The sequence below is a fragment of the Ruegeria sp. AM9 genome (genome assembly GCF_056540565.1).
Genome location: NZ_JBQFWY010000017.1, coordinates 18,885 through 41,212, shown reverse-complemented (window position 1 = coordinate 41,212; position 22,328 = coordinate 18,885). Strand labels below are relative to the sequence as shown.

At 60.7% G+C, this 22,328-nt stretch carries 23 protein-coding genes; 18 read left to right on the top strand and 5 right to left on the bottom strand.

From position 1 onward, the window contains the following. Position 1 precedes the first annotated feature (1 nt). The 3 genes from ACR0DO_RS18270 to ACR0DO_RS18260 are packed head-to-tail and all read left to right on the top strand — an operon-like array spanning position 2 to position 3,769. Positions 2-1,087: a microcin C ABC transporter permease YejB gene (locus ACR0DO_RS18270; RefSeq protein WP_480560921.1), complete on the top strand. Its 1,086-nt coding sequence runs from the start codon at positions 2-4 to the stop codon at positions 1,085-1,087. Position 1,088: 1 nt separating this feature from the next. Further along, entirely contained in the window at positions 1,089-2,195 is a 1,107-nt protein-coding gene (locus tag ACR0DO_RS18265) for an ABC transporter permease (RefSeq protein WP_480560920.1), read from the top strand. Then, positions 2,192-3,769 (top strand): ABC transporter ATP-binding protein, encoded by a 1,578-nt coding sequence (locus tag ACR0DO_RS18260; protein WP_480560919.1) that lies wholly within the window; start codon positions 2,192-2,194, stop codon positions 3,767-3,769. The genes ACR0DO_RS18265 and ACR0DO_RS18260 overlap by 4 nt, the downstream gene beginning before the upstream one ends. Before the next feature lie 20 nt (positions 3,770-3,789). Here ACR0DO_RS18260 and ACR0DO_RS18255 read toward each other — a convergent pair whose 3' ends face one another. Together ACR0DO_RS18255 and hemN are read right to left on the bottom strand one after the other, a co-directional pair. Continuing rightward, positions 3,790-5,718: an elongation factor G gene (locus ACR0DO_RS18255; protein WP_480560918.1), complete on the bottom strand. Its 1,929-nt coding sequence runs from the start codon at positions 5,716-5,718 to the stop codon at positions 3,790-3,792. 176 nt (positions 5,719-5,894) lie between these two features. After that, positions 5,895-7,250 carry an oxygen-independent coproporphyrinogen III oxidase gene (hemN, locus tag ACR0DO_RS18250; RefSeq protein WP_480560917.1) on the bottom strand — a complete coding sequence of 452 codons (1,356 nt, stop codon included), beginning with the start codon at positions 7,248-7,250 and terminating at the stop codon, positions 5,895-5,897. Between the two features lie 61 nt (positions 7,251-7,311). Between hemN and fnrL the strand changes: the two genes are divergently transcribed. After that, entirely contained in the window at positions 7,312-8,055 is a 744-nt protein-coding gene (fnrL, locus tag ACR0DO_RS18245) for a transcriptional regulator FnrL (protein ID WP_170446908.1), read from the top strand. A 74-nt stretch (positions 8,056-8,129) separates the two neighbouring features. Beyond that, positions 8,130-8,381, top strand: coding sequence for a GlsB/YeaQ/YmgE family stress response membrane protein (locus ACR0DO_RS18240; RefSeq protein WP_170673247.1), 252 nt, complete (start codon positions 8,130-8,132; stop codon positions 8,379-8,381). A 40-nt stretch (positions 8,382-8,421) separates the two neighbouring features. On the opposite strand, the gene ACR0DO_RS18235 is transcribed toward ACR0DO_RS18240, so the two are convergent. Then, positions 8,422-9,261 (bottom strand): universal stress protein, encoded by an 840-nt coding sequence (locus ACR0DO_RS18235; RefSeq protein WP_170446903.1) that lies wholly within the window; start codon positions 9,259-9,261, stop codon positions 8,422-8,424. Between the two features lie 194 nt (positions 9,262-9,455). Between ACR0DO_RS18235 and ccoN the strand changes: the two genes are divergently transcribed. Genes ccoN through ccoP form a run of 4 tightly spaced genes read left to right on the top strand, consistent with a single transcriptional unit; the run spans position 9,456 to position 12,862 of the window. After that, a complete protein-coding gene (gene ccoN / locus ACR0DO_RS18230; RefSeq protein ID WP_170446901.1) occupies positions 9,456-11,063 on the top strand; it encodes a cytochrome-c oxidase, cbb3-type subunit I in 1,608 nt (535 codons plus the stop codon). A 14-nt stretch (positions 11,064-11,077) separates the two neighbouring features. After that, positions 11,078-11,806, top strand: coding sequence for a cytochrome-c oxidase, cbb3-type subunit II (ccoO, locus tag ACR0DO_RS18225; protein ID WP_170446899.1), 729 nt, complete (start codon positions 11,078-11,080; stop codon positions 11,804-11,806). Between the two features lie 10 nt (positions 11,807-11,816). Further along, positions 11,817-12,002, top strand: a complete 186-nt coding sequence (locus tag ACR0DO_RS18220) for a cbb3-type cytochrome c oxidase subunit 3 (RefSeq protein WP_170328812.1) — start codon at positions 11,817-11,819, stop codon at positions 12,000-12,002. After that, positions 11,999-12,862 (top strand): cytochrome-c oxidase, cbb3-type subunit III, encoded by an 864-nt coding sequence (ccoP, locus tag ACR0DO_RS18215; RefSeq protein WP_170446897.1) that lies wholly within the window; start codon positions 11,999-12,001, stop codon positions 12,860-12,862. Before ACR0DO_RS18220 ends, ccoP begins: the two co-directional genes overlap by 4 nt. A 137-nt stretch (positions 12,863-12,999) precedes the next feature. Here the strand turns inward: ccoP and ACR0DO_RS18210 are convergent, their stop codons facing one another. After that, on the bottom strand, positions 13,000-13,131 hold the full coding sequence (locus ACR0DO_RS18210; RefSeq protein WP_480560916.1) for a hypothetical protein: 132 nt from the start codon (positions 13,129-13,131) through the stop codon (positions 13,000-13,002). A gap of 100 nt (positions 13,132-13,231) precedes the next feature. Here ACR0DO_RS18210 and ACR0DO_RS18205 point away from each other — a divergent pair, with 100 nt between their 5' ends. The 7 genes from ACR0DO_RS18205 to nusG all read left to right on the top strand — a co-directional run bounded on the left by ACR0DO_RS18205 (position 13,232) and on the right by nusG (position 19,440). Further along, positions 13,232-14,107: a LysR family transcriptional regulator gene (locus ACR0DO_RS18205; RefSeq protein WP_480560915.1), complete on the top strand. Its 876-nt coding sequence runs from the start codon at positions 13,232-13,234 to the stop codon at positions 14,105-14,107. A gap of 101 nt (positions 14,108-14,208) precedes the next feature. Continuing rightward, positions 14,209-15,636, top strand: coding sequence for a cytochrome c oxidase accessory protein CcoG (gene ccoG, locus ACR0DO_RS18200; RefSeq protein ID WP_170673258.1), 1,428 nt, complete (start codon positions 14,209-14,211; stop codon positions 15,634-15,636). Position 15,637: 1 nt separating this feature from the next. Beyond that, a complete protein-coding gene (locus ACR0DO_RS18195; RefSeq protein ID WP_170447206.1) occupies positions 15,638-16,096 on the top strand; it encodes a FixH family protein in 459 nt (152 codons plus the stop codon). 4 nt (positions 16,097-16,100) lie between these two features. Next, positions 16,101-18,278 carry a heavy metal translocating P-type ATPase gene (locus tag ACR0DO_RS18190; protein WP_480560914.1) on the top strand — a complete coding sequence of 726 codons (2,178 nt, stop codon included), beginning with the start codon at positions 16,101-16,103 and terminating at the stop codon, positions 18,276-18,278. Between the two features lie 4 nt (positions 18,279-18,282). Beyond that, entirely contained in the window at positions 18,283-18,441 is a 159-nt protein-coding gene (gene ccoS / locus ACR0DO_RS18185; protein WP_170328799.1) for a cbb3-type cytochrome oxidase assembly protein CcoS, read from the top strand. Between the two features lie 68 nt (positions 18,442-18,509). Continuing rightward, a complete protein-coding gene (gene secE / locus ACR0DO_RS18180) occupies positions 18,510-18,707 on the top strand; it encodes a preprotein translocase subunit SecE (protein WP_170446889.1) in 198 nt (65 codons plus the stop codon). Between the two features lie 199 nt (positions 18,708-18,906). Beyond that, positions 18,907-19,440 (top strand): transcription termination/antitermination protein NusG, encoded by a 534-nt coding sequence (gene nusG / locus ACR0DO_RS18175; RefSeq protein WP_170385962.1) that lies wholly within the window; start codon positions 18,907-18,909, stop codon positions 19,438-19,440. Positions 19,441-19,535: 95 nt separating this feature from the next. Here the strand turns inward: nusG and ACR0DO_RS18170 are convergent, their stop codons facing one another. After that, on the bottom strand, positions 19,536-20,771 hold the full coding sequence (locus ACR0DO_RS18170; protein ID WP_480560913.1) for a peptidoglycan-binding domain-containing protein: 1,236 nt from the start codon (positions 20,769-20,771) through the stop codon (positions 19,536-19,538). Between the two features lie 379 nt (positions 20,772-21,150). On the opposite strand from ACR0DO_RS18170, the gene rplK reads away from it, so the two are divergent. Beyond that, entirely contained in the window at positions 21,151-21,600 is a 450-nt protein-coding gene (rplK, locus tag ACR0DO_RS18165) for a 50S ribosomal protein L11 (protein ID WP_010440985.1), read from the top strand. Between the two features lies 1 nt (position 21,601). After that, positions 21,602-22,300 (top strand): 50S ribosomal protein L1, encoded by a 699-nt coding sequence (rplA, locus tag ACR0DO_RS18160; RefSeq protein WP_170446884.1) that lies wholly within the window; start codon positions 21,602-21,604, stop codon positions 22,298-22,300. Positions 22,301-22,328 lie beyond the last annotated feature (28 nt).

The window sequence follows — 22,328 nt, the reverse complement described above, 5'->3', positions numbered from 1 at the left end:
CATGGGAGCATATATTCTAAGACGCCTGTTGCTGGTCATTCCAACCCTGCTTGGGATCATGATCGTCAACTTCACGCTGGTTCAGTTTGTCCCCGGCGGTCCGATTGAACAGATCATCGCCCAGATGGAGGGCGGTGGTGACGTGTTTGAAGGCATCGCCGGCGGCGGCAGCGATATTGAGCAGCAATCCGGCGGCGTCAACGATCGCTATGTTGGTGCACGTGGCCTGCCACCCGAGTTCATCGAAGAGCTGGAGAAAGAGTTCGGGTTCGACAAACCGCCGCTTGAGCGGTTCCTCGACATGATGGGTAATTACCTGACGCTGGATTTCGGTGAGAGTTATTTTCGCTCGATCAGCGTGATTGATCTGGTGTTGGAAAAGATGCCGGTGTCGATCTCGCTGGGTCTGTGGTCCACCCTGATTGCCTATCTGGTGTCGATCCCGCTGGGCATTCGCAAGGCGGTCAAGGATGGATCGCGTTTCGACACCTGGACCAGCGGTATGATCATCGTGGCCTATGCCATCCCCGGCTTTCTGTTCGCGATCCTGCTGCTGGTGTTGTTCGCAGGTGGCTCCTACTGGCAGATATTCCCGCTGCGGGGGCTGACCTCGGACAATTGGGACAGTCTCAGCCTGTTTGGTAAGATCGCCGACTATTTCTGGCACATTACCCTGCCGGTAATTGCCCTGACGATATCGGCCTTTGCGACACTGACCCTGCTGACCAAGAACTCGTTTCTGGACGAGATCAAGAAACAATACGTCATGACTGCACGCGCCAAGGGTCTGAGTGAGGGCAAGGTGCTGTATGGCCACGTCTTCCGCAATGCCATGCTGATCGTCATCGCGGGCTTTCCGGCCGTGTTCATCGGCGTGTTCTTCAGCGGCTCGATCATCATCGAGACCATCTTCTCACTGGACGGTCTGGGCCGTCTGGGGTTCGAGGCCGCCGTGGCGCGGGATTATCCGGTGATTTTTGGGACGCTGTTCATCTTCGGTCTGATGAGCCTTGTCGTCGGCATCATCAGCGACCTGATGTATGTGCTGGTCGACCCGCGCATCGATTTCGAAAAGCGGGAGGGGTAAGATGGCGCTGTCTCCACTCAACCAGCGCCGCTGGCGCAACTTCCGCCGCAATGGCCGGGCGTTCTGGTCGCTGATCATTTTTTCGGTGCTGTTCGGTCTGTCGCTGTTTGCCGAGTTCATCGCCAATGACAAACCGATCCTGGTGAAATACCGGGGTGAGTTCTACACGCCGATCTTCAACTTCTACCCGGAAACCGAGTTCGGCGGTGATTTCCAAACCGAAGCGATCTATCGCGACCCCGAGGTGCAGTGCCTGATCGACAGCGGCGGGATCGAAGACTGTTTCGACGATCCCGAAGGCATCATTGATGAGATCAAGGCCGGGACCTATCAGGCTGACGGGTTCGAACGCGGCTGGGCGATCTGGCCGCTGATCCCCTATTCCTTCAACACCAGCGTGGATCGTCCGGGGGCTGCGCCTCTGCCGCCCAACGGGCAGAACCTGCTGGGCACGGATGATACCAAACGTGATGTGCTGGCGCGGGTGATCTACGGCTTCCGCCTGTCGATTCTGTTCACACTGATGGTCACGGGTGCGGCCAGTATCGTCGGCATCTTCGCCGGGGCCATTCAGGGCTTTTTCGGCGGCTGGCTGGACCTCGTGTTCCAACGCATCATCGAAATCTGGTCGGCCACGCCGTCGCTCTATGTGATCATCATCATGTTCGCCATTCTGGGGCGCAGTTTCTGGCTGCTGGTGGCCCTGATGATCCTGTTCAGCTGGACCGGATTGGTTGGGGTCGTGCGGGCCGAGTTCCTGCGGGCGCGGAACCTTGAATACGTCCGCGCGGCACGCGCGTTGGGCGTGGGCAACATGACCATCATGTTCCGCCACATGTTGCCCAACGCGATGGTGGCGACGCTGACCTTCATGCCGTTCATTGTGACTGGCACCATCGCGGGTCTGGCCTCATTGGATTTCCTCGGCTTCGGCCTGCCATCTTCGGCCCCGTCGCTGGGGGAACTGACCCTGCAGGCGAAACAGAACCTGCAGGCGCCATGGCTGGCTTTCACCGCGTTCTTCACCTTTGCCATCATGCTGTCGCTGCTGGTCTTCATCTTTGAAGGCGTGCGCGATGCGTTTGATCCCAGAAAGACCTTCTCATGAGCCTGCTGGAAGTGAACAACCTCAAGGTCTCGTTCCGGCAGGACGGGCAGATCAGCGCGGCGGTCAAAGGCGTGTCCTTCACCGTGGATCGGGGCGAAACCGTGGCTCTGGTGGGTGAGTCCGGTTCGGGCAAATCCGTCACCGCCCTGTCCACCGTGTCCTTGCTGGGCGACAGCGCCATTGTCGAAGGCTCCGTCAAATACGATGGCGACGAGATGATCGGCGCCTCGCAGGATAAGCTGATGGATGTGCGCGGCAACGATATCAGTTTCATCTTTCAAGAGCCGATGACCTCGCTCAACCCGCTGCACACGATCCAGAAGCAAATGGCCGAGTCGCTGGCCCTGCACCAGGGGCTGACCGGCGACGCGGCGCGGGAGCGCATTGTCGAACTGCTGACCAAGGTCGGCATCCGTGATCCGCGCGAGCGGCTGGACAGCTATCCGCACCAGCTGTCGGGCGGGCAGCGGCAGCGGGTCATGATCGCAATGGCGCTGGCCAACAAGCCGGACGTTCTGATCGCGGACGAGCCCACCACCGCGCTGGATGTGACCATTCAGGCGCAGATTCTGGAATTGCTGGCCGAGCTGCAGAAATCCGAGAATATGGGGATGCTGTTCATCACTCATGATCTGGGCATCGTGCGACGCATCGCAGACCGGGTCTGCGTGATGAAGGACGGCGAGATCGTCGAAACCGGCGCCACCGCCGAGATATTTGACAACCCGCAGCACCCCTATACGCGCAAACTACTTGGCGCCGAGCCCTCGGGCCATCCCGACCCGGTCGCGCCAGAGGCCGAAGAGGTCGCCCGGACGAACCACCTGAAGGTCTGGTTCCCGATCCAGCGTGGATTTCTGAAGCGCACGGTCGGGTATGTGAAGGCCGTCAACGACGCTACGCTGAGTGTTCGCGCAGGTGAAACGCTGGGGATTGTCGGCGAAAGCGGCTCGGGCAAGACCACGCTGGCGCTGGCGATCATGCGGTTGATCGCGTCCGAGGGTGGGATCACCTTCCGCGATCAGGACGTGCGCCGCTGGTCCACGCGTCGGCTTCGGCGGTTGCGCAAAGATATGCAGATCGTGTTTCAGGACCCGTTCGGCAGCCTCAGCCCGCGGATGACCTGCCAGCAGATCATCGCTGAGGGGCTGGCGATCCACAACGTCGACCCACACCGCGCCCCGCGTGAACTGGTCGCTGAGGTGATGACCGAAGTGGGCCTCGACCCGGCGGCGATGGACCGCTACCCGCATGAGTTCTCAGGCGGGCAGCGCCAGCGCATCGCCATCGCGCGCGCCATGGTGCTGCGGCCCAAATTGCTGGTGCTGGACGAACCCACCAGCGCGCTGGACATGACGGTTCAGGTGCAGATCGTCGACCTGCTGCGTGATCTGCAGCGGAAATACGGGTTGGCATACCTGTTTATCAGCCACGACCTCAAGGTCGTGCGCGCCATGTCCCACCAGGTCATCGTGATGCGGAACGGTGACGTGGTCGAGATGGGCACGGCCGAGGATCTGTTCGAAAACGCCCAGACAGACTATACCCGCGAGTTGATTGCGGCGGCGGGCTGAGATCAGCCCGCCACGTTTCTTCAGGCGTTAGCCGTTTCACGCGATGCCGATTTTGGCACCGGCCCGCGCAGCTCTTCATAGTGATCAAAGCTCAGCTTGACCCAGCCGGTGCCGCGCGTGGCACCGGCGAGGGTGCGGTGCAGCTCATCCTCGGCCACGGCGGGAAGCTGGGCGTTGAAAATCTCCCAGCCCGAGGCGTTGGGATTGCCTTCAAAGCCCAGAACCTGACCCTGCAGTGAACTGATGGTCGGAACCAGATCGCCGACGAAATCCGAGGGCAGGTGGATCTCGGCGTTCAGGATCGGTTGCAGGACCACGGGTTTGGCCTGTGGCAAGGCCTCGCGCACGGCGTTCTTGCCCGCAGTTCGGAAGGCGTAATCCGAACTGTCCACATTGTGATGCTTGCCATCGCTGAGCGTGACCTTCACATCGACCACCGGAAAACCCTCAGGCCCTTGCGCCAGCGCGTCTTTGGCGCCGTGTTCGACCGAGGGAATATAGTTCTTGGGCACCGCACCGCCCTTGACGATTTCCTCGAACTGGAACCCTGCGCCGCGCGGCATTGGCGCGACCGAGATCACCACATCGGCAAACTGCCCCGCGCCACCGGATTGCTTGCGGTGACGGTGACGATGTTCGACGGGCGCACGGATGGTTTCGCGATAGGCGGTTTCAACCTGTTCGGTCGCGATTTCGATGCCGAAATCCTCGGCCAGCTTGGCGGTGACGCGCCGCATGTGCTGCGGCCCTTGCGAGCCCAGAATGGCGTGGCCGCTCAGTTCGTCCTGCTCTAGGTGCAGGCCGGGGTCGATCTCGACCAGACGGGTCAGGGCGTTCGACAGGCGCACGTCGTCGCGTTCATGCGCTGGGGACACGATTTGGCGGAAGGCAATGGGATGGGACGAGGCCCATTCCGGCAGCGGTGCCGCCTCGGTACTGTCATAGAGGTTGCCGGGGTTCAGGTGGTCGGATTTGACCGCCAGCCCGATTTGCCCGGCAGGCAGGTCCGCGATCTGTGTCTTGGCGTCCAGCGTGGTCAGGTTGCCGACGGTTTCACCGCCCAGATTCTCATGCGCTTTGACGCCATCACCCAATCCGCGCAGCACGACGATCTTGCCGATATGCTTTTTCACATCTGCAAACCCGGCAATGGCGCGGGCGTTCTCGGCGGCTTCGTCACGGTCGGCGGCGATGTCGAACTCTGGTGCCTCATGTCGAAGTGCCTTCATCAGGCGGGTCAGGCCGTTGCCATGGCTGGCCGCGCCCAGACAGGCCGGGATCAGCTGGTGGTTCTGCAGCACCTGCGCGGCCAGATCATAGACCTCGTCGCTGGGGGGCTGCTTGTCCTCGATCAGCTGTTCCAACAGATGGTCGTCGAAATCCGACAGGGTTTCCAGCAACTCGGTGCGGGCCTCCTGTTCGCGGTCCTCGACCGATTGCGGCAGTTCGATCAGGGCCGAGGGCTGCCCCTCCTGGTATTTCCACGCCCGTTCCGAGATCAGATCGACCGCGCCGATGATCGTGTCTCCCTCGCGGATCGGCACCTGCCGCAGGGCGATGTGGTGGGTGCAATAGGTCTGCAACGCCGCGATAATGTCCCGGATGCGGCCATTGGGATGATCCATGCGGTTGATGAACAGGAAACAGGGAATGCCCGCCTCTTCGACCAGCCGGAGGTAGGGGGCGCACAGGACGGCCGCGTTCGGGTCCGGCGGGACAACCACCACGGCGGCGTCCGAGATTGCCATAGCCGGACCGACATAGGCGAGGTTGTCGCCGCCGCCATCCACGTCGATCGCGCACCAGGGCTCGTCCAAGTAAGAAAAACCGTGCAAATGCACGGTTCCGGAAACGTCGAATGTTGTGGGCCGGTCGTCGAGGCGGCTGATGGCCTCGACCAGGGTTGTTTTGCCCGATTGGCTGGGGCCGAGGACGGTGAAAACGCGCATAGGTGCTGTCCCTCTTTCAAATTGCAGATCGACTGCACGAAAAAGGTAGCCTCACGCGAATGCGTCGGCGCAATTGTCTGTTACTCGGCCTGCCTCAGATGCGGGCGAGACGTTCGCCCGCCCTGCAAGTGTGTGAAAAACCGACCCGCCGCGTCAAGCCCTGACCTCTTGACGGGTCAGATTGCTGAGCTGTGGCCGGCTTTGCTTAGATCATAGGCGTCAAAGCTGCGCGCGATCATGCGGGTCAGCGGGCGCGCCTCGGGCGGGATGAACAGCCCGTCCTCGGTGATGCGCAGCAACCCGTCAAAGGCGCTGTTGGCATCCTGATACATGCGCTGCAACTCGGCGGCTGTGATGTCGTGGTCGCGCAGAATCTCGGCGCTGTCGATCTGGAAGTCGCACATCAGTGCCTCGATTAGCCGCGAACGCAAGATGTCCTGCCCTTTGAACAGGTGCCCGCGCGAGGTCGAGAATCGCCCTTCGCGGATCGCCTTGGTATGAGCAGACGTTGCGGGCGCATTCTGCGCATAGCCCTGCGGGAAGCGCGAGATCGAGCTGGCACCGACGCCGATCAGAACCTCGGCCTGATCGTCGGTATAGCCCTGGAAGTTCCGCTTCAGCCGCCCGGCTTTCAGTGCATGGGTCAGGCCGTCGTCCTGCGTGGCAAAGTGGTCAATGCCGATTTCGGCATAATTGTCCCACATGAACAGGCGGCGGGCGGTGTCGAACAGGTCCAGCCGCTCTTCGGGCGTGGGCAGGGCGTCCGACGGAATCAGCTGTTGCCGCTTGGCCATCCACGGTACGTGGGCATAGCCATAAAGCGCCACCCGGTCCGGGCTGAGCGACAGCAGTTTCTGCACGCTCTCCGTCATGCGGGTTTTGGTTTGATGGGGCAGGCCATACAGGATGTCGGCATTCAGGCTGTTGATTCCGCGAGCACGGATCATGTCCACCGCTTCGCGGGTGGTGTCATAGCTTTGGATGCGTCCGATGGTCTTTTGAATCTCATCGTCGAAATCCTGCACCCCGATCGAGGCGCGGTTCATACCGGCCTCGGCCAGCGCGTCCAGACGGCCTTCGTCGATCTCGTTCGGATCGATCTCGACCGAAAACTCGGCGTTCGGTCCCAGCGGCACCACGTCCAGAATCCGCGCTGCCAGATCGCGCATCAGATCCGGGTTCAGCAGGGTCGGCGTGCCGCCGCCCCAATGCAGACGCGACAGGGTGATCCCCTCGGGCAGACGCTCGGCCAGCAGGTCCAACTCGGCCTTCAGCACGTCGACATAGGCGATGACCGGATTGTCCGTCTGCGTGCCCTGCGTGCGGCACGCGCAGAACCAGCACAGCCTGCGGCAGAAGGGAACATGGATATACAGCGATACGGAACTTCCGGGCTTGAGGCCGGAAATCCAGTCGCTATAAAGACTTGACCCCACATCATTGCTGAAGTGGGGGGCGGTGGGGTAGCTTGTGTAACGCGGGACTTTCGCGTCAAATAGTCCAAGCTTTGCCAATTGAGGTTTTACTATCATGGCGATACGTTTAGGGGACGGGCCGCCAAGTTGCATTGACCGAGATCAAGTGGAAACGCGCATGACACCGATATTCAAGATCGACCATACGAACTGTGGAGACTGCCCCATCCGGCATCGCGCAGTGTGCGCGCATTGCGATGCGAACGAGCTGGAAGAGCTTGAAGATATTAAATATTACCGCAGTTTCGAAGCCGGTCAGACGATTATCTGGTCCGGGGATCAGATGAACTTTGTCGGCTCGGTCGTGTCGGGGATCGCCTCGCTGACCCAGACGATGGAGGATGGCCGGACACAAATGGTCGGCCTCTTGCTGCCCAGTGATTTCGTTGGCCGGCCGGGACGTGATTCTGCGCCTTATGACGTTCAGGCAACCACTGATCTGGTCATGTGCTGCTTTCGCAAAAAACCTTTCGAAGAACTGATGAACTCCACTCCGCACATCGCGCACCGGTTGCTGCAGATGACACTGGACGAGTTGGACGCCGCCCGTGAATGGATGCTGGTGCTTGGGCGCAAGACCGCGCGCGAGAAGATTGCCAGCCTGTTGTCGATCATCGCCCGCCGCGATGCCTCGATCAGCAAAAAAGGTAATACAGGCCCGATCATATTCGACCTGCCCCTGACCCGCGAGGCGATGGCGGATTACCTCGGCCTGACGCTGGAAACGGTCAGCCGGCAGATTTCGGCGCTGAAAAAGGATCAGGTGATTTTGCTGGAAGGCAAGCGCCACGTCACGATCCCCGACATGGGCCGCCTGATGGAAGAGGCCGGCGACGACTCGGATGGCGGGTTTCTGGTCTGACACGCTTGCGGCGTGACTGAGACTGCGCGCCGTGCTTAACTGGGCTTGAATTGCGCAATCCTCAGGAGCGAAGCATGGAATTCAGTAGCATTCTGGCGATGCTGTTCATCGGCGCAATCGCCGGGTGGCTGTCGGGCAAGATCATGGAAGGCCGCGGCTTTGGCCTGATCGGCAATATCATCGTCGGTGTCGTCGGAGCGTTTCTTGCCGGATTGATCTTTCCGGCACTGGGTTTTGCTGTCGGAGGCGGCGTCTTCTCCTCCATCTTCTTCGCGACTGTCGGCGCAGTGATCCTGCTGTTCCTGATCGGGCTGGTGAAAAAGTAAAAACCGCCCCCGAGGGGCGGCTTTTGCGATCCAATTTGGCCTAGTGGGTCAGGAATACCGGTACCGAGGATTGTTCCAGCATGTTCCGCGTCGCACCACCCAGAATGGCTTCGCGGAATCGTGAATGGCCGTAGGCGCCCATCACGATCATGTCCGCTTCGGTGTCTGCGGCGTGCCGGTTCAGGATGTCCGACACGCGTGTCATGGTTTTGCTCAGCACGTCGATCTCGCATTTTACGCCGTGGCGGGCCAGCATCTGTGACAGCATTCCTCCGGGGTCCGACCGATCGGGGCCGTGGCGCGGCGGATCGATGACGACGATGCGCACCAGATCGGCTTCGATCAGGAAGGGAATGGCGCGGCGAATGGCGCGCATGGCCTCGACGCTTTCGTTCCAGCCGATCAGGATCGTGCCGGGCCGCGCGAAGGGTGCGGCGTTCTGCGGCGTGATCAGAACCGGCGCGTGACCTTCGAACATCGCTGCTTCGACGATGGGTTCGGCCTCGGCGCCGCGATCCTCTCCGTAGGGTTGCGGCAGGATGACAAGGTCAGAGAACCGCGCGCGATGGGCGACGTGGCGGCCGATATCCGAGATCTGAGCCACGCCGCTTTCGGCGGACCAGCGGGTGTCGGTCTTGCCCAGATAGGTTTTGGCGTAGGTCAGGATTTCCTCGGCTTCGGCATTGGCGCGGGTCAGCGTTTCCTGAAGAATCAGCGCGTTGGCACCCGCGTAGTAATATCCGGTCTGGCTGCGGTCGACGCCCAGGCAGAGCGCCTCGATATGGGCGTCCTGTGCTGATGCCAGCGCCGCCATCTGGGCCAGGGCCGGATCGCTCGGGCTTGTGTCCGTCATGACGGTGAGAAGAGATTTATACGCCATTTTGACCTCGTGCCTGCAGAGCGTCTTGCTGCGGCCTGATGACCCAGCCGCCAAATAACGATTGTCACAGAAATCGGGCTATTGTCTTGACACAGATCAAAGCAGTTCTGGCCTCTGTCCGACAAAACAGCAGCCAGTCAAATAAGCCCTGCGGCATATAAAGAATCGCGTGGGGCATGGCAAAGGGACGCAATATGTCAAATTACATCAAGCTGATCGTGCTTGGTCTGATCGCGATATTCGCGGCGATCGGAACCAACTATGCACGCGATTTGGCGTATCAGGTGCACGCAATTCTGGTGATGGTGATCGCCGTTGGTTTGTTCATCTGGACGCTTAGAAATACCGATGAGCCAGATATTCTCGTGGATCGCTCGGGCGAATACATGGATGGGGTCATCCGCTACGGCGTGATCGCAACCGCCTTTTGGGGCGTGGTCGGGTTCCTGGCGGGAACCTTTATTGCGTTCCAGCTGGCCTTTCCGGTGCTGAACTTCGAATGGGCGCAGGGTTACATGAACTTTGGCCGTTTGCGCCCGCTGCACACCTCGGCGGTGATTTTCGCATTTGGCGGCAACGCGCTGATCGCAACCTCGTTCTATGTTGTGCAACGCACCAGCGCCGCGCGCCTGTGGGGCGGCAATCTGGCGTGGTTCGTGTTCTGGGGCTACCAGCTGTTCATCGTGCTGGCCGCAACCGGTTATGTTCTGGGCGGAACCCAGTCGAAGGAATACGCCGAGCCTGAATGGTATGTTGACCTGTGGCTGACCATTGTCTGGGTGGCCTATCTGGCCGTGTTCCTGGGTACCGTGGTCAAGCGGAAAGAACCGCACATCTATGTGGCCAACTGGTTCTATCTGGCGTTTATCGTCACCGTTGCGATGCTGCACCTGGTCAACAACATGACCATTCCGGTCAGCATCTGGGGTTCGAAATCCGTCATCGTCTGGTCGGGCGTGCAAGACGCCATGATCCAGTGGTGGTACGGCCACAACGCCGTGGGCTTCTTCCTGACTGCGGGCTTCCTGGGCATGATGTACTATTTCATCCCGAAACAGGCCGAACGCCCCGTTTTCTCGTACAAGCTGTCGATCATCCACTTCTGGGCGCTGATCTTCCTGTATATCTGGGCCGGTCCGCACCACCTGCACTATACCGCGCTGCCTGACTGGGCCTCGACGCTGGGCATGGTGTTCTCGGTCGTGCTGTGGATGCCTTCGTGGGGCGGTATGATCAACGGTCTGATGACCCTGTCGGGCGCATGGGACAAGCTGCGCACCGACCCGGTGATCCGGATGATGGTGATCTCGGTCGGCTTCTACGGCATGTCCACCTTTGAAGGTCCGATGATGTCGATCCGTGCTGTGAACTCGCTCAGCCACTACACCGATTGGACCATTGGTCACGTGCACTCGGGCGCGTTGGGCTGGAACGGCATGATCACCTTTGGTGCGCTGTACTTCCTGGTGCCTGTCCTGTGGAAGCGTGAGCGTCTGTACTCGCTGCAGATGGTCAGCTGGCACTTCTGGCTCGCCACCATCGGCATCGTGCTCTACGCCGCGTCGATGTGGGTGACCGGTATCATGGAAGGCCTGATGTGGCGTGAAGTGGATGCCAACGGCTTCCTGGTGAACTCGTTCGCCGATACCGTGGCGGCCAAGTTCCCGATGTATGTGGTGCGTGCTCTGGGTGGCGTGATGTTCGTCGCCGGCGCTGTGATCATGTGCTACAACCTGTGGATGACTGTGCGGAAGGCGCCGGCCAAAGAGGCCAGCCTGACCGTCGCGGTCCCGGCTGAATAAGGAGGGCCGGAGCAATGGCAATTCTCGACAAACATAAGATCCTCGAGACCAACGCGACCCTCCTGCTGATCTTCAGCTTTCTGGTCGTGACCATCGGTGGCCTGGTTCAGATCACCCCGCTGTTCTACCTTGAGAACACCATCGAGAAGGTGGAGGGCATGCGCCCTTACACCCCTCTCGAAATGGCGGGGCGCGAGATCTACATCCGCGAAGGCTGCTATGTCTGCCACAGCCAGATGATCCGCCCGATGCGGGACGAGGTCGAACGCTATGGCCACTACTCGCTGGCGGCTGAGTCGATGTATGACCACCCGTTCCAGTGGGGCTCCAAACGGACCGGGCCTGACCTAGCACGTGTGGGTGGCCGTTACTCGGACCAGTGGCATGTGGACCACCTGCGTGACCCGCAGTCGGTTGTGCCGGAATCGGTGATGCCGAAATACGGCTTCCTCGAGCACCGCAAGCTGGACGGCAAGTATATCGGTGACATCATGAAGGCAAACGCCCTTGTCGGCACGCCCTATACCGAAGAGATGCTGGCCAACGCCCAGGCGGATTTCCGTGCGCAGGCCGATCCGGACAGCGACTATGACGGGCTGCTGGAACGCTATGGCGACAAGGTCAGTGTGCGCAACTTCGACGGTCAGGCTGAACTGACCGAAGCGGACGCGCTGGTGGCCTATCTGCAGATGCTGGGTACGCTGGTCGACTTCTCGACCTTTACCCCGGACGCGAACCGCTAAGGAGGGTGTGATGGAAGAATATACACTCCTGAGGCAATTCGCGGATAGCTGGATGCTGCTGCTGTTGTTTGCCTTCTTTGTCGGCATCGTCATCTGGGTTTTCCGCCCCGGTGCCAGCAAGGAATACAAGGACACCGCCAACATCCCGTTCCGGCATCAAGACAAACCCGCCACATCCGAGGAGGCGCGGCAATGAGCAAGACACCTGAAAAACTGCCGGGCGATCCTAAGACAACCGGACATAGCTGGGATGGCTTGGAAGAGTTCGACAACCCGATGCCCCGCTGGTGGCTGTGGACCTTCTACGTCACCATCATCTGGGGCGTGATCTATACGATCATGTATCCCGCATGGCCTCTGGTTCAGTCGGCAACGGCTGGTGTGACCGGCTGGTCCTCGCGCGGGGAAGTGCAGGAGGAAATGGTTTCCTTCGAAGAGGCGAACGCCCCCTGGAATGCCAAGCTGGTTGAAACACCGCTGGAGCAGATCTCGGCCGATGCCGAACTGCAGCAATATGCGGTGAACGCGGGCGGCGCTGTGTTCCGCACCTGGTGCGCGCAGTGCCACGGCTCGGGTGCGCAGGGTGCCACCGGCTTCCCGAACCTGCTGGATGACGCCTGGCTGTGGGGCGGTACGCTCGAAGATATCGAGTTCACCATCGCCCACGGCATTCGGAACGAGGAAAGCGACGATGCGCGCTATTCCGAGATGCCGGCTTTTGGCGAGATTCTCGAAGGCGAAGAGATCACGCAGGTGGTTCAGTACGTCATGTCGCTGACCAATGCGCAGACCGACGATGCGGCGGCGCAGGCGGGCAAGGTTGTCTTTGAAGACAACTGTGCGGCCTGTCACGGTGAAGACGGTAAGGGCGATGTCTTCCAGGGCGCGCCGAACCTGACCGACGCCATCTGGCTCTATGGCGGCAGCCAAGAGGCTCTGACCGAAACGGTGACCTATAGCCGCTTTGGTGTGATGCCTGCTTGGGAAAACCGTCTGACCGACGCGCAAATCCGCGCTGTCACTGCCTATGTCCACCAGCTTGGTGGTGGTCAGTAAGGTTTAAAGAATACCTTCGGACGGCTTGCCGCCCGAAGGTTGAGGCACCGGCTGTTCCATCTGTTCGCGCGTTTCCTGAACAGCCGGTGCTACAACCCCAAACTAGTGTTCCGCCCCGACCCGGTCCAGAGGACCCGTTATCTTGGGCCCGAACCTGTGACGCGCAAGCTGACTTTCCACCAGGGATCATCGCGCAGCCGCTGTTTCGGTTTGTGACGCGTCTCGGTTTGGGTGGCGACCATGAAGGTTCTGGCAAAAACAGACAGCATCTGATCTCTCCTGATTCTGGTTGCAATTGGGTTCAGGATTGATCTGCGGGTGTGAAAATGCGACTCAATTGGAAATCAAACGTGTAAGCAGGATTTACATATGGATTGGTTGCGGATGCCGCCCCTTGCGTCACTCAGGGCCTTTCATGCCTTTGCGGAAACGGGGAATGTGGTGCAAGCGGGCGCGCTGCTGAATGTCAGCCACGCTGCCATCAGCCAGCAATTGCGCGCGTTGGAGAAGCATCTTGCCGCCGCGCTGCTGGACCGAAGCGGAAAGTCCATGACCCTGACCCCCGCAGGCGAGAAGCTGGCCCGTGCCCTGCAACTGGGATTTGGCGCCATCGGGGACGCCGTGGCCGACCTGATGCACCTGGCCGAGGACCGTCCGGTTCACATTTCGCTGACCGCGTCTTTTGCGGCCTCGTGGCTGATGCCGCGCCTGCCTGCTTTTCAACTCGACCATCCCGATATCCCTCTGGTGCTGGATCCGTCGCCTGATCTGGTCAGTCTGCGTCCGGGTGGGGTGGATGTGGCGATCCGGTATGGGGACGGGAACTGGCCTGGCCTAGAATCGGAACTATTGCTGCAAAGCCCGATCGTGATTGTTGCCGCGCCGTCTCTGCTGCGGGGCAGGCTGTCTATGACCCCGGACGAGCTGAGCCAGCTGCCCTGGCTAGAAGAGCTTGGAACCACCGAGGCGACCTCGTGGCTGGCCCGGCAGGGTGTCGAACACGGCCCCCGTGCCGGTCGTATCGTGTTGCCGGGCAATCTGGTGCTCGAAGGGCTGCGGGCCGGGCAGGGGGTGACCGTCACCGCGCGGCATTTCGTCGAACCCGACATAAAAGCGGGCCGCCTTGTCGAGCTGTTTTGCGAACCGGGTGAACGGGGTTATCATATCGTCACCGGTGACACGCCGCTTCGGCCCGCGGTCAAGGTTTTTGTGGGATGGCTCAGGCGGCAATCCGGTCGCATGTGACAAAAGGTGTCTGTGCGATGCGCTTTTGACCCATGTCAAAGTGGGACGCGTTGTGATTTGGGACAAGATGCCTAAAAAACAGCCACATCTGGAGCCAGCTCGTGAGCGATTCCGACCCCGCCCCCAGCCTATACGTCGCTAGGGAGCCCATCTATCCCCGGCGCGTGTCCGGTCCTTTTCGAAACCTGAAATGGATCATCCTCGCGGTTACGCTAGGGATTTATTATCTGACGCCGTGGATCAGGTGGGACCGCGGCCCCAGCCTGCCGGATCAGGCGGTGCTGCTGGATCTTGCGAACCGGCGATTCTATTTCTTCTGGATCGAGATCTGGCCGCATGAGTTTTATTTCGTCGCTGGCCTGCTGATCATGGCGGGCCTCGGGCTGTTTCTGTTTACATCGGCGCTGGGGCGTGTGTGGTGCGGCTATGCCTGCCCGCAGACCGTGTGGACCGACCTTTACATTCTGGTCGAACGCTGGATCGAGGGCGACCGCAACGCCCGCCTGCGCCTGCACCGGCAGGAGAAACTGGATTTCCGCAAGGCCCGGCTGCGTCTGACCAAGTGGACCGTGTGGTTGTTGATCGGCGTGGCCACCGGTGGCGCATGGGTGTTCTATTTTGCTGACGCACCGACATTGCTGCGTGATCTGGTGACAGGCAATGCCCACCCGGTTGCCTATACAACCGTTCTGATCCTGACCGGCACGACCTTTCTGTTCGGTGGCTTCGCGCGCGAGCAGATTTGTATTTATGCCTGCCCGTGGCCGCGTATTCAGGCTGCGATGATGGACGAGGACACTCTGGTCGTCGGCTACCGCGAATGGCGCGGTGAGCCGCGCGGCAAGGGCAAGCGGACAGCGGATTCCGAGTTGGGTGATTGCATCGACTGCATGGCCTGCGTGAATGTCTGCCCGGTGGGCATCGACATCCGCGATGGCCAGCAGCTGGAATGCATCACCTGCGCGCTGTGCATCGACGCCTGCGATGACATGATGGCCAAGATCGGCAAGCCGCGCGGCCTGATCGATTATATGGCGCTCAGCGATGAAACCCGTGAACGCGCGGGCGAGCCGCCCAAGAATGTCTGGAAACACATCCTGCGGCCACGGACCATCATGTATACGGCGATGTGGGCGGCGGTCGGCTTTGGCCTGCTGTTTGCGTTGTTCATCCGCTCGGATATCGATCTGACCGTAGCACCGGTGCGCAACCCGACCTTCGTGACCCTGTCCGACGGCACCATCCGCAACACCTATGACGTGCGCCTGCGCAACAAACATGGTGAAGACCGGCCGTTCGAGCTGACGCTGGCCGGTGATCCGGCGCTGCAGCTGCAAATCGAAGGGATAGAGGGCAGCACTGTTAATGTCACAGCGGATACGGCACAATTGACCCGCGTTTACATCATTTCGGCAAAAGGCACCGGACCTGCGGCTGCGGCCTCTACGCCTGTGCGCATCTGGGTCGAGGATGTGGAAAGCGGTGAGCGCGCCTATAAGGACACCACGTTCAATGGACGAGGAAACTAAGATGGCCCAGCGTCAGTTCACCGGAAAGCACGCCCTGGCGGTGTTTGTCGCCGCCTTTGGCGTGATCATCGCCGTCAACCTCGTGTTGGCTTATAGCGCGGTGAAGACCTTTCCGGGGCTCGAGGTGAAGAACTCGTATGTCGCCAGTCAGGAGTTCAACGAGCGTCTACAGGAACAGCAGGCGCTGGGTTGGACCATCCGCGCCGAAATGTCCGGCGGGTTGCTGATCCTGCACATCACCGACAAGACCGGCGCCCCGGTCAAAGTGACCGAATTGCAGGCCGTCGTCGGACGCGCCACCCATGTGAAAGAGGATTTCGCGCCTGATTTCACCTTTGACGGTCAGGCCTACGCAGCCCCGGCGGCTTTGGGCAAGGGCAACTGGAACATCCGTTTGGTGGCCAAGGACAGCTCGGGCGCTGAGTTCGCGCAGCGTGTGCCGCTGTATGTGAAGGGGTGACCGGATGACGGCGCAGCTAACATCCGGCACGGCGGCCTGTCCTGGATGCATTGCCAGCCCGGCGGAACCGGCGCGCCCCATTCCGCAGGATGTGCAGATCGCGCTGTCGCTGCCGGGCATTCACTGCTCGGCCTGTATCGCCACGGTGGAACGTGAGCTGAACGCCCATCCCGGTGTGGAAGATGCGCGGGTGAACCTGACCCTGAAGCGCGCGATGGTCAAAGCGGCGCCCGATCTGCGCGCTGCCGACCTGATCCCGGTGCTGGAGAATGCGGGTTTCGAAGCGCATGAGCTGGACCCCGGCGCCCTGTCGGCCACGCAGGCGGATAAGGCGGGCCGCGATTTGCTGATGCGGCTGGCGGTGGCCGGGTTTGCCTCGATGAACGTGATGCTGTTGTCGGTGTCGGTCTGGTCGGGGGCCTCGGACGCCACGCGCGACATGTTCCACTGGATCTCGGCGGCGATTGCGCTGCCCGCGATTGCCTTTTCCGCGCAGCCCTTCTTTTCCAACGCCTGGAGCGCCTTGCGCGTACGCCGTCTGAACATGGACGTGCCGATTGTGCTGGCCATCGTGCTGGCGCTGGTGACGTCGCTGTGGGAAACCGCGCTCAGCGGTGAGCACGCCTATTTCGACGCGGCGCTGACGCTGACCTTTTTCCTGTTGGCGGGCCGGTATCTGGACTACCGCACCCGCGCCGCCGCCCGGTCTGCGGCCGAGGAGCTAACTGCGCTTGAGGTGCCCCGCGCCATCAAGCTGGTCGATGAGGCCGAAGAAGAGGTTGCCGTGGCCACGCTGGCCGTTGGTGATCTGATCCTTGTCCGGCCCGGTGGCCGAATGCCGGTGGATGGTGAAATCGTCTCGGGCCAATCCGAACTGGATCGCTCTTTGTTGACGGGTGAAACTCTGCCGGTTTTCGCCGAAGCAGGCCTGACCGTCAGTGCTGGTGAGGTCAACCTGACCGGCCCCCTGACCATCCGGGCGACGGCGGTGGGCGAGGATACCTCGCTGCACCGTATGGCCGATCTGGTTGCCATCGCTGAATCGGGGCGGTCGCGCTATACCTCGCTGGCGGACAAGGCGGCCAAGCTTTATGCGCCCGGCGTGCACATCCTGTCGGCGCTCAGCTTTCTGGGCTGGTATATCTATTCCGGCGATATCCGCACCGCGCTGAACATCGCTGCCGCCGTTCTGATCATCACCTGTCCCTGTGCGTTGGGTCTGGCCGTGCCTGCGGTGACCACGGCGGCCTCGGGACGGCTGTTTCGCAAGGGGATGCTGATCAAGCACGCCACCGCGCTGGAGCGCCTGGCTGAGGTCGACACAGTCGTCTTCGACAAGACCGGCACACTGACCTCGGGCACGCCCGAACTGACCAATCTGGGCGATCATTCCCGCGCGGACCTCGAGATCGCGCTGGCATTGGCCGAGGCATCCTCGCATCCGTTGTCGGTGGCTTTGACCAAGGCGGCGCGGGACGCCGGGATCAAACCGGCCAGCCTCAAAGACGTCACCGAGGTGCCGGGTTATGGCACCGAAGGCAGCTGGCGCGGCCAGCGCGTGCGTCTGGGTCGCGCCGCATGGACTGGTGCGGAAGAAGGTAACCAGACGGCGGCCTGGCTGTCTGTTGGTGGGCAAGCCCCCGCAACCTTCCTGTTCACGGACAGCCTGCGCCCCGGCGCGGCCGAGGCAGTTCAGGCCCTGCGCGATGCGGGCAAGGATGTCATCCTGATTTCCGGTGACACGCAGGGCGCAGTGCAGGCGCTGGCTGAAAAACTGGGAATCGACAATTGGGTCGCGCAGGCCCTGCCGCAGGACAAGGCGGCCCGCGTGCAGGAGCTGAGCGATCAGGGCCGTCACGTCCTGATGGTCGGCGATGGGCTGAATGACACGGCGGCGCTGGCAGCGGCGCATGTGTCGATCTCTCCGGCCTCGGCGCTGGACGCGGCGCGGGTGGCGTCGGATATCGTGCTGCTGGGCAATGATCTTGCCCCGATCGCAGATGCCTGCGATACCGCCGTGAAGGCGACCAAACGGATTCGTGAAAACTTCCGCATCGCCACCGTGTATAATATCATCGCGGTTCCGCTGGCCGTGGTTGGCCTGGCCACGCCGCTGATTGCGGCGCTGGCGATGTCGACCTCGTCCATCACCGTGTCCCTGAACGCCCTGCGTCTGAGGTAAACCGATGGAAGTTCTGGCCTATCTGATACCGATTTCCCTGCTTTTGGGCGGGGTTGGCCTAGTGGCGTTCATCTATACGGTGAGGTCGAACCAGTATGACGATCCCGAAGGGGACGCGCGCCGTATCCTCAGCGATGAATGGGACGACAAGCCCAGACCCTGACGGCCCTTGAAATTGCCGCAATGCCCGGTTATGTCCGGCCCATCCGCTAGCAGAGAGAACCAAGCCACATGGCAACTATGAATCCGATCCAGTTCATTCAGCAAGTCCGTGCCGAAGTCGCAAAGGTCGTCTGGCCGACCCGGCGCGAAGTTCTGCTGACCACGGTCATGGTGTTCATCATGGCGGCGCTGACGGCCGTGTTCTTTGCGCTGGTCGATCTGGCCATTCGCGGTGGGCTTCAGGCGATCCTGGGTGTGTTCGGCTAAACCGACCCGGGCGGGCGGAAACGCCACTGCCCCCTTGCGCCTAGCCCGATGTCAGAGTAGGTGACGCGGTATTATTCGGAATGGGCGTGCGGCGATTCGGGCTGTGCGCCGCTTTTTATTCCGGGTGATGCGATAGAATTTCAATGACGGTGCCTACGGCGATCCGAACGCACCGAAAGTAAACAAGGACGACAGGTTCATGGCGAAACGGTGGTACTCGGTCAGCGTTCTTTCGAATTTCGAAAAGAAGATCGCAGAGCAGATCCGCACGTCCGTGGCCGAGCAGGGCCTTGAGGACGATATCGATGAGGTTCTGGTGCCCACCGAAGAGGTGATCGAAGTGCGCCGGGGCAAGAAGGTCACAACCGAACGCCGCTTCATGCCCGGCTATGTGCTGGTGCATATGGAGATGTCGGATCAGGGCTATCACCTTGTGAACTCGATCAACCGCGTCACCGGTTTCCTGGGCCCGCAAGGCCGCCCGATGCCGATGCGCGACGCCGAGGTGAACCAGATCCTCAACCGCGTTCAGGAAGGTGAAGAAGCGCCCAAGCTGATGATCTCGTTCGAAGTGGGCGAGAAGGTCAAGGTCAACGACGGTCCGTTCGAAGATTTCGATGGCATGGTCGAAGGCGTGGACGACGAGAACCAGAAGCTGAAGGTCTCGGTTTCGATCTTTGGTCGGGAAACGCCGGTCGAGCTGGACTTTACCCAGGTGACCAAGCAGGGCTGAGCAAGCCGCTTCAGGAATTTGAAAAGCCGCGATGCACAACGCATCGCGGCTTTTTTGTTTTTTGCCGCAATCACAAGCGGCGCAGTATGGCCAGCTTATTGCGTCTGGACCATGGCAGCGCGCAAGAGTTGCGGGCGGTCGGTCTGAGAGGGCAAGAAGACGGCCTGAGATCCTGCGTCCAGCGCCGACAGGCTTGCATCATACCACTGCATGGCAAGGTCGCGGCGTTTCTGTACGCCGAAACCTTCGCGTAGATGGTGGCCAATCAGTTCTCCATAGGCGGGTTCGCCCATTGCAACCAACATCAGCGCCGAGCCAACGGCGGCATCCATGTTGTCCTCGCGATAGCCTATAGCCAGACAAACCTTGCTTGTTGCGGCGAGATCCTCGGGGCTAAGCCCGGAATCCAACGCAAGTTTGCGCATTTGAGTTTCCGCCTCATTTTTTGAACTGAGAGACAGCGAAACAACCTGCGGCGCCAACATGTCACCAAACGAGTCGCACTGAGCGGCGACCTGATCCGGGGTCAGACCCTGGATGCCCTGCATCAAATCTTCTCCGCGCGACATCGCATAGCTACGGGCAAGGCAGAACTGTTCGCTGAGTGCAAAATCAGGATCGGACATGTTTGACAGAGTCGTATAGCCGCCATTTGTTGACGTCTGAAGCATTACTCCGCTGCAGCGATTGGCGAGGGAAGGACCCCCGGTACCACCGGAAAACAGGCTCGGCAGGCTGGCGGAGGTTGTTTCAGTCGCGGCCGCCTCGGGTGCCGGCGCGGGTGCTGGCGCAGGCGCGGTCACAACCGGTGTGGGCGTTGCCTGTACCTGAGGAGCGGCTGCCAGCGCAGAACCGGTATGTACCTGCTGGCGGTAGGCCATCAGCAGTGGCTGACCCGAGAGTTGAGTTGAGGCCTGACCGCCGCTGGTTCCCCAATAGTAGGCCTGCATAAGGAAGTCGCGCTGATAGGGTTGGAAATCATAGCCATTCACAGGATAACCCATGGAGGCCTGATACCGTTCGATCGCTGTGCGCGTGCCGCGTCCGACCTGGCCATCGACCCGTCCCGCATTGTAGCCAAAATAGTTGAGCGCGGTCTGTGTCTGCGCGCCCTGCGAGGTCGACGGAATACCCGACCGGTAAGTCGGTGAGGACCTCGTGGTCGTTCTGGCTTGCTGCTTTCTTTGCTGATCCTTGCCTATTGCGTACCCGATGACGCCGCCGACGACAGCGCCGCCCAGGATTTCGCCTGCGTCAGCCCGCGCGATTTGCGGCGCGGTCCCTGCAAAAGAGAATGCAATGGCAAACGTTGCGATTAATCGAAAGATCATAATAAACCTCCACTAAAAAACCTATTTTTTATGACTATACCACAGGCGCGGGTTTTGATGTGAGGCAATGACAAAGACGTGCTCAACACTTCGGGGCCTGCTGGATTTGGGTGTTTTTTCGAAGGGTTAGGCGCTATTGGCGCAACCGGGAAACGCGCACGGTTCCCCAAGGCTTGGCGATTTGTCACCGGTGCCGATTCGAAAACTCAAAGCGGAACGCTCGTCCCCTTGCCAACCCCTGCATTCCCCTGTAAACGCCGCCTCTATCGTCTGCGGGCGAGATTCTCTCGTGGGAGGTTGCAGGGATCGCGATCCCGGATCGGACCACGCAACATAAACCGGGTGGGACGCGTTCCACCTACGTTGAAAGGAAAACCAAATGGCCAAGAAGCTTGCTGGTACAATGAAACTGCAGGTTCCTGCAGGTCAGGCGAACCCGTCGCCGCCAGTTGGTCCGGCGCTGGGTCAGCGCGGCATCAACATCATGGAATTCTGCAAGGCGTTCAACGCCAAGACCGCAGACATGGAGCCCGGCGCTCCGTGCCCGACCGTGATCACCTACTATCAGGACAAGTCCTTCACCATGGACATCAAGACGCCGCCCGCGTCTTATTACCTGAAAAAAGCAGCTGGTCTGAAGCCGGTCGGCAAGCGTAACCGTCCCCGTGGCGCGGAAAACCCCGGTCGTGAGACCGTGGCCACCGTGACCTCGAAGCAGGTTCGCGAAATCGCCGAAGCCAAAATGAAAGATCTGAACGCCAACGACGTCGAAGGCGCAATGCAGATCATCCTGGGCTCGGCCCGCTCCATGGGCATCGAGGTGAAGTAAGATGGCAAAACTCGGTAAACGTACCCGCGCTGCGCGCGAAGCTTTCGCCGGCAAGGAAAACCTGTCGGTCGAAGAAGCTGTTGCCCTGGTCAAAGCCAACGCAACCTCGAAATTCGACGAGACCATCGAAATCGCGCTGAACCTGGGCGTTGACACCCGTCACGCAGACCAGATGGTTCGCGGCGTTGTCGGTCTGCCCAACGGCACCGGCAAAGCGATGCGCGTTGCTGTTTTCGCTCGCGGCCCGAAAGCTGACGAAGCGAAAGAAGCAGGCGCGGATATCGTTGGCGCAGAAGACCTGATGGAAACCATTCAGGGCGGCACCATCGAATTCGATCGCTGCATTGCCACCCCGGACATGATGCCGATCGTCGGCCGTCTGGGTAAGGTTCTGGGCCCCCGCAACCTGATGCCGAACCCCAAGGTCGGCACCGTGACCATGGACGTGAAAGCGGCCGTGGAAGCAGCCAAGGGCGGTGAAGTTCAGTTCAAGGCGGAAAAAGGCGGCGTTGTGCACGCTGGCGTTGGCAAAGCGTCTTTCGACGAAGCCAAGCTGGCCGAAAACGTCCGTGCCTTCGTCTCGGCTGTTGCCAAGGCCAAGCCGTCGGGCGCCAAGGGCACCTACATGAAGAAAATCGCGCTGAGCTCGACCATGGGCCCGGGCGTGACTCTGGATGTGGCGGCTGCATCGGGCGAATAAGCCGCAAGCTACCGCTTAGACAGATTGA